Source organism: Cryptosporangium aurantiacum, assembly GCF_900143005.1.
Lineage (GTDB): Bacteria > Actinomycetota > Actinomycetes > Mycobacteriales > Cryptosporangiaceae > Cryptosporangium > Cryptosporangium aurantiacum.
Genome location: NZ_FRCS01000017.1, coordinates 42,125 through 53,996, shown reverse-complemented (window position 1 = coordinate 53,996; position 11,872 = coordinate 42,125). Strand labels below are relative to the sequence as shown.

12 protein-coding genes and 1 pseudogene are annotated in these 11,872 nt (G+C 73.3%); 6 read left to right on the top strand and 7 right to left on the bottom strand.

The features are described from left to right. Both BUB75_RS36125 and BUB75_RS36120 read right to left on the bottom strand, forming a co-directional pair. Entirely contained in the window at positions 1-975 is a 975-nt protein-coding gene (locus BUB75_RS36125; protein ID WP_073263864.1) for a glutamate ABC transporter substrate-binding protein, read from the bottom strand. After that, on the bottom strand, positions 972-2,297 hold the full coding sequence (locus BUB75_RS36120) for a hypothetical protein (RefSeq protein WP_073263862.1): 1,326 nt from the start codon (positions 2,295-2,297) through the stop codon (positions 972-974). The genes BUB75_RS36125 and BUB75_RS36120 overlap by 4 nt, the downstream gene beginning before the upstream one ends. Positions 2,298-2,522: 225 nt before the next feature. On the opposite strand from BUB75_RS36120, the gene BUB75_RS36115 reads away from it, so the two are divergent. Next, positions 2,523-2,741, top strand: coding sequence for a hypothetical protein (locus tag BUB75_RS36115; protein WP_073263860.1), 219 nt, complete (start codon positions 2,523-2,525; stop codon positions 2,739-2,741). An 81-nt stretch (positions 2,742-2,822) separates the two neighbouring features. Here the strand turns inward: BUB75_RS36115 and BUB75_RS36110 are convergent, their stop codons facing one another. After that, entirely contained in the window at positions 2,823-4,007 is a 1,185-nt protein-coding gene (locus tag BUB75_RS36110) for an MFS transporter (RefSeq protein ID WP_073263858.1), read from the bottom strand. A 36-nt stretch (positions 4,008-4,043) separates the two neighbouring features. Here BUB75_RS36110 and BUB75_RS36105 point away from each other — a divergent pair, with 36 nt between their 5' ends. Further along, on the top strand, positions 4,044-5,105 hold the full coding sequence (locus BUB75_RS36105) for a LacI family DNA-binding transcriptional regulator (RefSeq protein ID WP_218617975.1): 1,062 nt from the start codon (positions 4,044-4,046) through the stop codon (positions 5,103-5,105). A 41-nt stretch (positions 5,106-5,146) separates the two neighbouring features. Here BUB75_RS36105 and BUB75_RS36100 read toward each other — a convergent pair whose 3' ends face one another. Further along, a complete protein-coding gene (locus tag BUB75_RS36100) occupies positions 5,147-6,004 on the bottom strand; it encodes an alpha/beta hydrolase fold domain-containing protein (RefSeq protein WP_073263856.1) in 858 nt (285 codons plus the stop codon). A gap of 92 nt (positions 6,005-6,096) precedes the next feature. On the opposite strand from BUB75_RS36100, the gene BUB75_RS36095 reads away from it, so the two are divergent. Continuing rightward, complete coding sequence (locus BUB75_RS36095; protein ID WP_073263854.1) at positions 6,097-6,522, top strand: MarR family winged helix-turn-helix transcriptional regulator; 426 nt, start codon at positions 6,097-6,099, stop codon at positions 6,520-6,522. A gap of 138 nt (positions 6,523-6,660) precedes the next feature. Here the strand turns inward: BUB75_RS36095 and BUB75_RS48655 are convergent. Continuing rightward, a pseudogene (locus BUB75_RS48655) lies at positions 6,661-6,858 on the bottom strand (SDR family NAD(P)-dependent oxidoreductase); the annotation flags it as partial. Positions 6,859-7,039: 181 nt separating this feature from the next. On the opposite strand from BUB75_RS48655, the gene BUB75_RS36085 reads away from it, so the two are divergent. After that, positions 7,040-7,276: a hypothetical protein gene (locus BUB75_RS36085; RefSeq protein ID WP_073263852.1), complete on the top strand. Its 237-nt coding sequence runs from the start codon at positions 7,040-7,042 to the stop codon at positions 7,274-7,276. On the opposite strand, the gene BUB75_RS36080 is transcribed toward BUB75_RS36085, so the two are convergent. Continuing rightward, positions 7,243-7,848, bottom strand: a complete 606-nt coding sequence (locus BUB75_RS36080) for a VOC family protein (RefSeq protein ID WP_073263851.1) — start codon at positions 7,846-7,848, stop codon at positions 7,243-7,245. The two genes, BUB75_RS36085 and BUB75_RS36080, sit on opposite strands and share 34 nt — an antisense overlap. Positions 7,849-7,875: 27 nt before the next feature. Then, positions 7,876-9,351, bottom strand: coding sequence for an APC family permease (locus BUB75_RS36075; RefSeq protein ID WP_084742136.1), 1,476 nt, complete (start codon positions 9,349-9,351; stop codon positions 7,876-7,878). Between the two features lie 186 nt (positions 9,352-9,537). On the opposite strand from BUB75_RS36075, the gene BUB75_RS36070 reads away from it, so the two are divergent. Then, positions 9,538-10,422 (top strand): enoyl-CoA hydratase-related protein, encoded by an 885-nt coding sequence (locus BUB75_RS36070; protein WP_073264036.1) that lies wholly within the window; start codon positions 9,538-9,540, stop codon positions 10,420-10,422. Then, the gene (locus BUB75_RS36065; RefSeq protein WP_073264038.1) at positions 10,422-11,864 is read left to right on the top strand and encodes an acetyl-CoA acetyltransferase; all 1,443 of its coding nucleotides are present in this window, start codon (positions 10,422-10,424) and stop codon (positions 11,862-11,864) included. Before BUB75_RS36070 ends, BUB75_RS36065 begins: the two co-directional genes overlap by 1 nt. The last annotated feature ends 8 nt before the right edge of the window (positions 11,865-11,872 follow it).

The window sequence follows — 11,872 nt, the reverse complement described above, 5'->3', positions numbered from 1 at the left end:
TCAATCCCGGTAGTCCGAGGGCAGCGCGGGCGGCTCACCGAGCGCACCCAGCCAGTTCCGGTAAGCGTTCACCAGCGAGCCGTCGGCGCGCAGGCCCTCCAGGACCTTGTTGACGAACCGGACCAGATCGACGTGGCCCTTCTGGATCCCGATGCCGGACAGCTCGCTGCTCAGCGGCTCTCCGACGATCTCCGTGCCCGGGTCCTGGGCGGCCAGCCCGAGCAGGATCGTGTCGTTCGTGGACACCGCGTCGATCTGGCCCTGCTGGAGCATCAGCATGCAGTCGACGGTCAGGTTCGCGCTGACCGGGACCACGCCCGGCACCGCCGCGATCTTGACGATGCTCGTGCTGCCGCTGGTCGCGCAGATCTTGCCGCCGCGCTTACCGATGTCGAAGATCGTCGTGATGTCCGACCCCCTGTTGACCAGGAGCTTCTGACTGGCCCACAGGTACCCGGACGAGAAGTCGATCTGCTTCCAGCGCGCGCAGTTCATCGTCATGGTCCGGATGACCATGTCCACCTCGCCGCGTTGCAGCACCGGGATCCGGTCGGCGGTCGTGATGTGCCGGAACTGGATGCGGTTCGGGTTCGTGCGCCCGTCCGGGAACAGCGCGGCGGCGATCCAGCGGGCCATGTCGATCTCGAACCCGGCGAGGTCGCCGGTCGTCGGGTCGAGGTAGCTGAGTAGGTTCGCGTTCTGGTCGGTGCCGATGATCAGCCGGCCCCGCTTGACGATCGCCGCCATCGTCGATCCGGGAGGCATCCGGCCCGGCGCAGGCAGCGTCGAGACGGGCCGGTAGCTGGCCTCGGGGAAACAGTCGGCCTGCGGTGGCGGGCTCGTCACGACCGCCGGATCCGACACGCCGGGCGGACGGGGCGCCGCCGCGGACGGGTGATCCACCTCCGGCAGTGCGGCCGGGGACCCACACGCCGCCAGCGTCAGCACCAGCAGCAGTGCACCGAGACGTTTCATCGGTACTCCCCGATCCGGGCGCGGGTGCCGAGCACCGTCGCGACGAGGACGATCAGGATCGGCAGCACGAGCCCGATCCGCGCGCTGGTCAGGCCGCCGACGGCGTCGCCGGACTCCCGGGCGAACCGGTCGCCGGTGATCTCGATGGCCTTGCCGAGGTCCGCGTCGAGCTTCGCGAACCCCGTCGACGGGCTCTCGGCGTTGTCGCTCAACGCGAGCGTGACCGCCTCGGCGTGCCGGCCCTGGTCGTCGAGGAGGCGGAGGCCGTCGTGCTGCGCCTCCCAGGCGCGCGCGGTCTCGGTGAGACCGGCAACCAGGTCCCGGTCGCCGGTGTCCCGCGCCCGGTCGGTGATCTCGCGGAGCACACCCGACTGCCGGTCCTCGCCGAGGAGCTGATCCATCATCACCTGGTAGTGATCCTCGTCGGACGCCCCGTCGCCGCGCGCGATCAGCGCGAGCGACTCGTCGGCGCGGGCCTGCAGGGCGAGCACCCTGGCCTCGGCGAGGTCGGCGAACAGGGCCGATCCGGTCCGGCGTCCGGTGTCGACATGGCCGGTCGCCGAGCCCAGCGCGACCGTCACCCAGACGATCGAGACCACTGTGGCCAGCGTCGCCACCGCGAGGCCCGGGTTGACCAGCCGGTTGGTCCGGCGAGTGACGAACACCTGGACGCCGATCAGCGCGCCGAACAGGACCAGGCCGAGCAGGAAAACGAGCACCGGGAAGTCGGCGCCGCTCCGCTGAGCCGCGGCCAGCCGGTCGGTCTCCAGCGTGAACAGCTCCTGCGCGGCGGGGAGCAGCGTGCCGCGCATCAGGCCGGACGCCTCCTGCAGGTAGGCGCCGCCCAGCGGGAGCCGCTGGCGGTTGTACGCCCGCGCGGTCTCCACGACTCCGGTGTAGACCGGCAGTTGGACGGCGAGCGAACGGAGCAGCGTCTCGCTCCGGTTGTTCGGGTCGGTGGCGTCGTCGGTGGCGCGCAGCGCGAGCGCGAGCGCCGAACTGGCCCTGGCGATGTCGTCGAGGTACCGCTGGCGCAGCGCCGGGGTCTCGACCCCCTTGGAGAGGAACGCCGCCGCGGCGGTGGCGTCGGCGTCCGACAGTGACCGGTAGACGTCCAGGGCGTGGACGCTCAGCGGCCCGCTGACCGTCCGGATCTGGTCGACGCGCGCCGCGCGCTGCTGCACGGCCAGCAGGCCGACGACGCCGAACAGCACGGCCAGGGCGACCAGGGCGGCGGTGAGCGTGACGAGGAGCCCGGGGGTGGTTCTCGCCCGCCGGACGGCCGGTAACGTCGCGATCCGCGTAGGAAGTTCGACCGACACCCAGACGCCCCCCGATGCAAGCCGAGCGAACCAAGCACTGCAAGGTTAGGGCCGACGGTCAAGCCCTCGTGCCGTTTCCGGGTCAGCCCGGGTCTGACGTCGTGTAACGGGTGCGCGCACCGCAATAACAAGCCCAAACATCCGGTGGTCCGGCAGCCTGCGGGATGTATCAATCCGGGCGCCCGCGCCTCTGTGTCTGCGAACAGCGGACGCAGGGGAGAACTGATGGAAGACACCGAGAGGCTGGCGATCGTCCGTCTCGCGGCGACGTATCACGAGACGCTCGGGCGCATCCAGACCGCCGGTCAGCTGGACGCCGTGCTGCGGCTCGGCCGGGAGTTGTCGACCGCGCTGCCGGAGGACCAGGCCCGGCTGTTCGGCCGGCTCGTCGCCGCGAAACAGGGTGCGGCCGGCCGGGTCCCGCGTCCGCGGGACGGCGACTAGCCTCGTGGCACCGAGTCGCCGTTGAGCGGATTGCATTTGGAAGGGCCCCGGGTCTCCCAAATGCAATCCGCCCGGGCGGCGTCATGCCCCGACGGCGGCGTCCAGCTGCTCGGGGCGGAGGCGGCTGAGGCCGCTGAGGCGGAGTAGCGGCGGCGCGAGGACGAGCAGTCCGACGCCGAGCGCCGCCACCGCCACCATCGCCCCGCGCAGCCCCACCGCGTCCGACCAGAGCCCGACGTACACCGGGCCGCCGAGGAACCCCAGGTACGACACGGTCGTGACGATCGACGTCGCGCGGCCCCGGTGCGTCTCGTCGACCGCCCGCGACACGATGCCGACGAGGGTAGGGAACAGCACCGCGGTTCCGGCCGCCGCCAGCGCGAGCCCGAGCGCGGCGACGACGAGCGTGGGCGCCACCGCGATCAGGCCCGCGCCGGCGGCGGCACCGACGGCGCCGGCCAGTAGCACGGTGCCGGCCCGGTCGGCGCCCAGGCCGCCGGCCGCGAACCGGGTCAGCGCGACCGTGGCCGCGAACACGGCGGGCGCCACCGCGCTCAGCCCTCCGGTGGCGTGCAGTTCGTCGTCGGCGAAGACCGCGCTCCAGCTCTGGTGCGCGTTCTCGCTGGCGAACGCCAGAGCGCCCAGGATCCCGACGAGCACGAACGGGCCGATCCGCCACCGGCCGGTCGCCACCGCATCCCGGCGAGGCTCCGGGGAAGCGACACCCACCGGCAACGTCCGGCGCAGCGCGACACCGGCCGCCACCGACAGCACCGCGACGACGACGAACGGCACCGCGAGCGGCAGCGACGCCGCCGAGGCCAGACCGGTCCCGAGGCTGCCGAGGACCACCAGGCTCGAGAACACACCGTGCGCCCGCGTGATGACCGGTCGCCCGGCGAGCGTCTCGGCCCGTCCGGCGACCGCGTTCATCGCCACGTCGGCGGCTCCGCTGGTGGCGCCGACGAGCGCCAGCCCGGCGCACAGGCTGACCAGGTCCACCGCGGTCAGCGCCAGCCCCGCGGCGGCGACGCCGAGCGACGCGATGAGCGCGGCCGCGACCGGGAGCCCCCAGCGGTCGAGCGCCCGGCCGACCAGCAGCATCGCGGGAAGAGCGCCCGCGCCGACGAACAGCAGCGCTAACCCCAGCTCGCCGTCGCTGAGCCCGGCTTGCTGCTGGACGCGGGGCACGGATGCGCCCCACACCCCCCAGAACGCGCCGAAGGCGGCGAACGCGACGAAGGCCGAAGTCGTGAGGCGTGGCATGTGTGTAACGATACACAGCCGAGCTAGGCTGAGCACGTGGCATCCTCGAAGCGGGTCACGCTGGCCCAGGTGGCCGAGCTGGCCGGCGTCTCGGTGATGACCGCGTCCTACACGTACAACCAGCCCGGGCGCGTCTCCGACCAGGCGCGCTCGAAGGTGCTGGAGGCGGCCGAACGCCTGGGGTACGCCGGGCCGGATCCCAGCGCCCGATCGCTGCGCCGCGGCAGCACCCAGACGCTCGGCGTCGTCCTGGGCGAGCACCTGACCTACGCGTTCGACGACCCCGGAGCCGTCGCGTTCCTGGCCGGGATCGCCGAGGTCTGCGCCGGCCGCGGTTACGGCATGACGATCCTGCCGATCACCGGCGCCCCCGACGACGTCCCGCGGGTCACCGGCGCCGCCGTCGACGGGTTCATCGTCTGGACGACCTCGGACGACGACCCCGTGCTCGCCGCCGTCCGCGCGACGAAGCGTCCGGCGGTGATCCACGGTGGACCGGCGGTTCGCGGACTGGAGCTGGTGACCGTCGACAACCGCGCCGCGGCCGCCGCGGTCGGAGTGCTCGCGTTCGCGGGCGCGCGGCGCCCGGCGATCCTGAGTTTCCCGCTGTCCCGCGAACGGGTCAGCACGATCGGACGGGCCGCCGACCTGCCGCACGCCACGTTCCCGGTGACCCGCGAGCGGCTCCAGGGTTATCGGGACGCCGCCGAGCGCACCGGGTTCGCCTGGGACGACGTCGTCGTCGCGGTCTGCGCGCGCAACGACGCCGCCGAGGCCGAACGCCTCGCGGCGACGCTGCTCGGATCCGCCGATCCGCCCGATGCGATCGCCGCGATGGGTGACCAGCAGGCGGCGGGCGTGCTCGCCGCGGCCCGCGCCGCCGGGTGCGCCGTCCCGGACGACCTCGCGGTCACCGGGTGGGACGACGCCGAGGTGGCGGCGCGGCTCGGGCTGACCACGGTCGCGCAGTCGCTGCGCGAACAGGGCGCGGTCTGCGCCCAGGTCGCGCTCGGGCAGCAGACGAGCCCCCGCGCCGCGCGGTGGTCCCTCGTCCGCCGGAGCAGCACCCGGAGCAGCACCGGGCGCGGCGCCCGCTGACCGCCGGACGGCGGCCCGGTCAGCGCGGACGAGTCAAACGGTCAGCGCGAACGGGTCAGGAACGCAGCGGCGCGGTCCAGGGCGTCGTCGGCGTCGTCGAGCACGCCGTGCGCGAGCTGATAGACGTGCGGTAGCCCGGCGGCGACCTCCAGCGTCACCTCGACGTCGTCCGCGGCCGCGCGAGCCGCCAGCCGGACCGCGTCGTCCAGCAGCACCTCGACGCTCCCGACCTGGATCAGCAGCGGGGCGATCCCGGAGAGGTCGGCGAAGATCGGGCTCGCCGCCCGCGCGTCCTCCGACACGTACTTGTCCGCGTACCACCGCAGCGCGGCCTCGTCGAACAGCGGGTCGCGCCCGACCCTGGTGCGGATGCTCTCGCCGGTCAGCGTGAGGTCGGCCCACGGGGAGAACACCGCAGCGGCGGCCGGCTGGGCGAGCCCGGCCTCGCGGGCGGCGGCGAGCAGCGCCACCGCCAGCCCGCCGCCCGCGGAGTCGCCGGCCACGAGGAGCCGCTCGGCGGGAACCGTGTCGAGCAGCTCGCGGTAGGCGGCCAGCGCGTCGTCGAGCGCGGCCGGGTACGGGTGCTCGGGAGCCAGCCGGTAGTCCAGGGAGTAGGCGGTGGCTCCGAGGCGGCGGGCGAGTCCGGCGGCCAGGTGGGTCCCGGTCCGGGCGGAGCCGACCACGTAACCGCCGCCGTGCAGGTAGAGCAGCGTCGTGACGGGCTGCACCCGTACGGCGGGCCGTCCGCCGAGCACGACGTCCCCCAGCGTCACGTCCGGGGCCGGGGGATGGGTCATGGCCGCGGCGAACGACTCCCGCTCGGCGGCCACCGTGCCGCCGATGGGCGGAGCGGCGGCCAGCGCCGCGATCAGATCGTCCCGCTGTTGCTGTCGGTTCACGTCGACCTCCGTCGGGGTCTGCCAGGATGTGCAGAGACTGTTTACCAGTAACTAGATTCCTAGGAATCTAATTCCCGCGATTGGAAGTTTGGATGGCGGATCCGTTCGTGTTCTTCACGGCCCTGGTGCGGGTCGAGACCCGGCTCTGGAACGTGATCGACGCTCGCCTGCGTGCCGAGCACGATCTGCCGGTCGGATCGCTGCAGTTCCTCCGCCTGATGAGCGGCCCGGGCCCGTGCCGGGTGCAGGACATCTCGTGCGCGCTCGACCTCACGGTCGGCGCCACCAGCAAGGCCGTCGACCGGCTCGAGGCGCGGGGCTTCTGCGAACGACAGGCCAATCCGGACGATCGTCGCTCGTCGCTGCTCGTGCTCACCACCGCGGGCCGGGAGAAACTCGCGGCGGCGACCCCGACGTTCGACGCCGCGATGACGCGCCTGCTGGCCGCCCTGCCCGCCGACGCCGTCGCCGGCCTGGAGCGCGGCCTGGAAGTGCTGGAGCGCGAGCTGGACGGCTGAGCCGCGGTCAGGCGTAGTCGGTCGAGCGGCTGACGTGGGCCCACTTCTCGGCTTCGGCGTTGCGCGCTGCCCCCGACGCGAGCGCGGACGCCAGCGCGTCGGAGCCCAGCGGCAGCCGCCGCGGCGCGCCACCGCGGCGGCGGCCGCCTGCGGGTCGGTGACGTCCAGCGCGAACGCCTCCACCCGGCCCGGGTGCGCCGCCACCAGATCGTCCAGGTCGCCTGCCCGCCGCGCGGTCGCCATCACCCGGGCACCCGAGGAGGCAGCGGCTGCCGCAATCGACCGGCCCAGCCCCCGGGAAGCGCCAGTGACCAGCCACACCGTCGGCTCTGCCATGGTTCTCTCCACCCTTCGAAACGGAAAAGCATCCGCATCCGAGAGTGGCCCGGGTTCGGCACGGGCGACCCCGGTACCCGACCCTGGTGTCGCCGACCAGGGGGTTCCACCGGGGTGATCGGTGCCCCTCCGGGGGCAGGCTGAAAACCAGCCCCACCACCCCTCGGCAAGGAGCCCGGACATGTCCACGATTCACCTCCACCAGACGACCACCGCGACGCCCGAGCAGTTCGTCGCCGCGCTCACCGACTTCGGGCCGGGCCGGTCCGAGCTGTTCAGCGCCAGCGCCGACGAGTACCTGGAGGTGCACGACAGCGGCCCCAGCCACGCCGACGTCACCGAGGGCTCACGCCGCGAACTGGCCCCCGCCCTCGGGGTGTCCGGTCAGGACTCGAGCCCCGCCGCCCGGGCCATGTAGGCCGCGTACCAGGCAGGCCACTCCGCGTCGGCGTGGCCGAGCTCCTCCTCGTGCTTGCCGTGCGCGATCGCGGCGGCGCGCAGGGCCTGCTCCACCTCGGCCACCGACCCGTACACGACCTGGGTGATCCGTCCCGGATGCCGCTCGGTGACCTCCTGCAGCGTGAACAGGTTGCCGTCCGGGTCGGTGAACGTCGCGAACGAGCCGTACGAGCGTCGCTCCGGCTGCAGCCCGGGCACCCGGTCCTTCCGTCCGGCGTGGTGGAACACGCCTCCGGCGTCGTGGTAGACCTCGCTCACCAGAACGCCCCGGGAGACCAGCTCGTCCCTGGCGGCGACGATGTCGTCGACGACCATGTGGACGCCCTGCGCGGAGCCCGGCTCGGCGGCGGTGATCCCGTGACCGAAGAGGAGCGACGCGGCCGAGCCGGGCGGGGTGAAGTGCACGAGCCGGAAACCGTTCGGACCGTGGTAGTCCACGTCCTCCCGGAAACCGAGCTTGCCGTAGAAGTCCTTCGCGCGGTCCACGTCCGAAACCGGCAGGACGATGACCTCGATCTTGAAATTGACCATGCACCCGACGATCGCGTGCGCGGCCGGTCATCGCCCCCGTGGCGGTCCCTGGTCGAATCCCTGGCGCACCCGGGAGGTCGCGCCCCACACCAGACCGGCCGCCAGCGCGCCGAGCGTCGTCAGCGGGAACAGCCAGCGGGCGATCGCGCCGTCGTCGCCGAGCACGTCGGGCAGCCGGATCAGCGAGTACACGTAGACGAAGCCGGTCACGACGAGCGTGAACGCGCCGGCGACGACCGGGGTCTCCCAGCCGAGGAAGCCGGTGTCCTCCTCGTCGCGGCGCAGGAACCAGACGACGATCGCCAGCGCGGTGAGCGCGATCAGCAGCGTCACGCCCAGGCCGCCGATCATGCCCTGGAACAGCGCCATCCAGGACGAGTCCGAGGTGACCGCGGCCAGCGCGGCCACACCGGACAGCACCGGGCCGATCAGCGCGGCCCTGGTCGGCCTCCCGTCGGTGGCGCGATGTGCCAGCGGTGCCGGCAGGGCACCGTCGCGGGCCAGCGCGGCGACCTGGCGGGCGATCGCGTGCGCGAACGTCACTCCGACCGCGAGGCCGCCCGCCGCGAGCAACGCGGTGAGCAGGTCGGTGACCGCGCCGACCGAGGACGGGTCCACGATCCGCAGCACGACCTCGACGATCAGCGGCTGGCTCCCGGTGCCGGTCAGCGACTGGTAACTGCCCTGCGCCATCGCGATCACGTCCTCCGGGCCCAGTGCCACGCTGATCGCGGTGGCGCTGACCACGAGGACGACGGTGACCAGCGCGTAGGCGATCGTGGTGGCGCGCGGGACCGTGCGCGCCGGCTCGTCGGCCTCGTCGCGGTAGGCCAGTCCGACCTCGGTGCCGACGAACGCGGTCAGCGCGAGGCACGTCGCGAGCGTGAACGAGCCGGTGAGCAGCGAAGCCGGGTCCAGCCCGGCGAACGACACCGTTCCACCGGCCGGGTTGGCCAGCGCCTCGACGTCCAGCCAGACGACCGCGAGTACCTGGACCACGCCGAGCACCGCGAGCAGCCCGACGACGTGGCGCAGCGGCAGCCGGGTGGTGGCGGCGACGAGCACGGCCGCGGCGACGACGCTGCACCACAGCGGGGTGTCGACGTCGACCAGCGCGAACACCAGGCCGCGGAGCGCTCCGCCGAAGAACACCAGCACACCGGCGAGGAACGCGAGGTAGGAAACCAGTGCCAGGGCCGCCGCGCCGAGCCCGGCCACCGGCCCGAGACCGGCGGTGACGAGCGCGTGCAAACCGCCGCCGTGCGGGACCCGCCGGGCCATCCCGGCGTGCGCCGCGGAGAACACGACCATGACGATGCCGCCGAACGCGAGTACCAAAGGCACCGCCACCGAGCCGCTGTACTGGTAGATCGTGGGGAGGAACCCGTACAGCGGGACGAACGGAGCGTGTGCCATGGCGAGCAGCACAACGAGGTGCAGCGTGCCCGGACGGCGCGGTCCGGTATTCGTGCCGACGGGGGTGCGACGCGCATCAGTGCGCATGGGTACTCCAGACAGAAAGGGGCGCACGCGCCCGACTACCCCGGGCGCGACCTGCGGCGAGGCCCCAGATAGTGGCAGTGCGGCGGGCCGGTTTCAACTGCTGGAGCGAATTCCCTAAATCAGTTAGACGAAAGGCTGGTGCGAGTTGTCTAAAACCATTAGGTTCGGATTATGGCGGTGGCGGCGATGACCAGTGTGGATGGAGCCGGGACGATCGCGCTGGACGTGGCCGACGGCATCGCCACGATCACGCTCGACCGGCCCGACCGGCTCAACGCGTTCACCCCGGGGATGGCCGTCGAGCTGGTCGCCGCGTTCGACACGACCGACGCCGACGACGCGGTGCGGGCGGTGATCGTCACCGGCCGCGGCCGGGCGTTCTGCGCGGGTGCGGACCTCGGCGGCGGCTCCACCACGTTCGTCCCGTCCCAGGCCCGCACCGTCGAGACGATCGACGGCGTTCCCCGTGACCTCGGTGGCGTCGCGGCGCTGCGGATCGCCGCGTCGCGGAAGCCGGTGATCGCCGCGGTCAACGGACCGGCCGTCGGGGTCGGTGCCACGATGACGCTGCCGATGGACGTGCGGCTCGCCGCCGAATCGGCCCGCTTCGGGTTCGTCTTCGCCCGCCGCGGCCTGGTGCCCGAGGCGGCGTCGAGCTGGTTCCTGCCCCGGGTCGTCGGGATCTCGCAGGCGATGGAGTGGGTGGCGACCGGCAGGGTCTTCCCGGCCGCCGAGGCGCTCACCGGCCGCCTGGTGTCCCGCGTGGTCCCGGACGCCGACCTGCTGACCACCGCACGCGCGCTCGCCACCGAGATCGCGGAGAACACGTCGGCGGTCGCGGTCGCCGCGGCCCGGCACATGATGTGGTCGATGCTCGGCGCCGCGAACCCGTGGGAGGCCCACCGCCTGGACTCCCGGGTGATCGCCGCGCTCGGCGCCGGGCCGGACGTGGCCGAGGGAGTCGCGTCGTTCCTGGAGAAACGCCCGCCGCGGTTCACCGCGTCGGCCGGCGACGCGGTGCCCGATCTGGTCGCGGAGTGGCCGCCGAGGCCGGACGAGTGGGGCCGTTGATGGATCCACGGACCCCGGTCCTCGTCGGCGGGGGACAGGTCAGCTGGCGCGACGGCGGCCGGGAACCGGTCGACCTGCTCGTCGACGCCGCTGAGCGTGCCGCCGCCGAAGCCGGCACCACCGCACTCCTGAGCGACCTCGACGCGATCGACGTCGTCGGCCTGCTCTCCTGGCGGTACCGGGACCCCGGCGCGCTGCTCGCCGAGCGGCTCGGCGTCACCGTGCGCCGCACCGGCTACACCGGCGCCGGCGGCAACAGCCCGCAGGCGCTGGTCAACCGCGCGGCCGCCGACATCGCGGCCGGCCGGGCCGACGCGGTGCTGATCGGCGGCGCCGAGGCGTGGCGCACCCGGACGAAGCTCCGGGCCCGGGGCGAGCGGCCCGCCTGGACGGTCCAGGACGAGACCGTACCGGCCGCCGATGTCGCGCTGCCGGACGTCCCCATGAAGACGGAAGGCCAGGTGGGGATCGGCCTGGACCGGCCCGCCTACGTGTACCCCCTGTTCGAACAGGCGATCCGGGTGGCCGCAGGCCGCCCGGTCGCCGAGCACCAGGCGAGCATCGCCGCGCTCTGGGCGCGGTTCAGCGATGTCGCGGCCACCAACCCGCACGCCTGGTTACCGCGGTCGCACAGCCCCGAGGAGATCCTGGCCAGCCGGATGGTCAGCTGGCCGTACCCGAAGCTGCTCAACGCGAACAACGCGGTGGACCAGGCGGCGGCGGTGCTGCTGTGTTCGGTCGAGCGCGCGACACGGCTGGGGATCGCCTCCGATCGGTGGATTTTCGTGCACGCGGGCGCCGAGGCCCACGACCGGTACGACGTGGCCGAGCGGTATGAGCTGCACCGGTCCCCGGCGATCCGGCACGCGGGCGCGCAGCTGTTCGCGCACACCGGGAGCGGGCCGGACGACGTCGCGCTGGTCGACGTCTACTCGTGTTTTCCGTCCGCGGTGCAGGTCGCGGTCCGCGAGCTCGGGCTCGACCCGGACCGGCCGCTGACCGTCACCGGCGGGCTCACGTTCGCCGGCGGGCCGTGGAACAACTACAGCACCCACGCGATCGCCGCGCTGGCCACCGCGCTCCGGGAACAGGGCGGGTCCGGCCTGCTGACCGCCAACGGCGGTTACCTCACCAAACACGCGCTGGGGCTGTACGGAACGCGGCCGGCAGCCAAGCCGTTCGCCCGGATCGACGCGCAGCCCGCGGTGGACGCGGAGCGGATCCGCCGGGCGCTGGTGGGTTACGAGGGCCCGGCGACGGTGGAATCGTGGACGGTCGCGCACGACCGTGACGGCGCGCCGGAGCGGGCGTTCGTGGCGTTGCTGACCGCGGCTGGGGATCGGACGCTCGCGGGCACGTCCGATCCGGAGTTGCTCGACCGTTTGCTGACCGAGGACGTCGCCGGGGCGCGGTTCACGGTGGCCGCAGGCTCCCTGCTTTGACTCACGAA

What these genes read in the sequence shown, in the direction of transcription:
- BUB75_RS36125 (WP_073263864.1), bottom strand. Translation starts at nt 975, where the DNA reads ATGAAACGTCTCGGTGCACTGCTGCTGGTGCTGACGCTGGCGGCGTGT.
- BUB75_RS36075 (WP_084742136.1), bottom strand. Translation starts at nt 9,351, where the DNA reads ATGCGCACTGATGCGCGTCGCACCCCCGTCGGCACGAATACCGGACCG.
- BUB75_RS36095 (WP_073263854.1), top strand. Translation starts at nt 6,097, where the DNA reads ATGGCGGATCCGTTCGTGTTCTTCACGGCCCTGGTGCGGGTCGAGACC.
- BUB75_RS36080 (WP_073263851.1), bottom strand. Translation starts at nt 7,848, where the DNA reads ATGGTCAATTTCAAGATCGAGGTCATCGTCCTGCCGGTTTCGGACGTG.
- BUB75_RS36110 (WP_073263858.1), bottom strand. Translation starts at nt 4,007, where the DNA reads ATGCCACGCCTCACGACTTCGGCCTTCGTCGCGTTCGCCGCCTTCGGC.
- BUB75_RS36085 (WP_073263852.1), top strand. Translation starts at nt 7,040, where the DNA reads ATGTCCACGATTCACCTCCACCAGACGACCACCGCGACGCCCGAGCAG.
- BUB75_RS36065 (WP_073264038.1), top strand. Translation starts at nt 10,422, where the DNA reads ATGGATCCACGGACCCCGGTCCTCGTCGGCGGGGGACAGGTCAGCTGG.
- BUB75_RS36115 (WP_073263860.1), top strand. Translation starts at nt 2,523, where the DNA reads ATGGAAGACACCGAGAGGCTGGCGATCGTCCGTCTCGCGGCGACGTAT.
- BUB75_RS36070 (WP_073264036.1), top strand. Translation starts at nt 9,538, where the DNA reads ATGACCAGTGTGGATGGAGCCGGGACGATCGCGCTGGACGTGGCCGAC.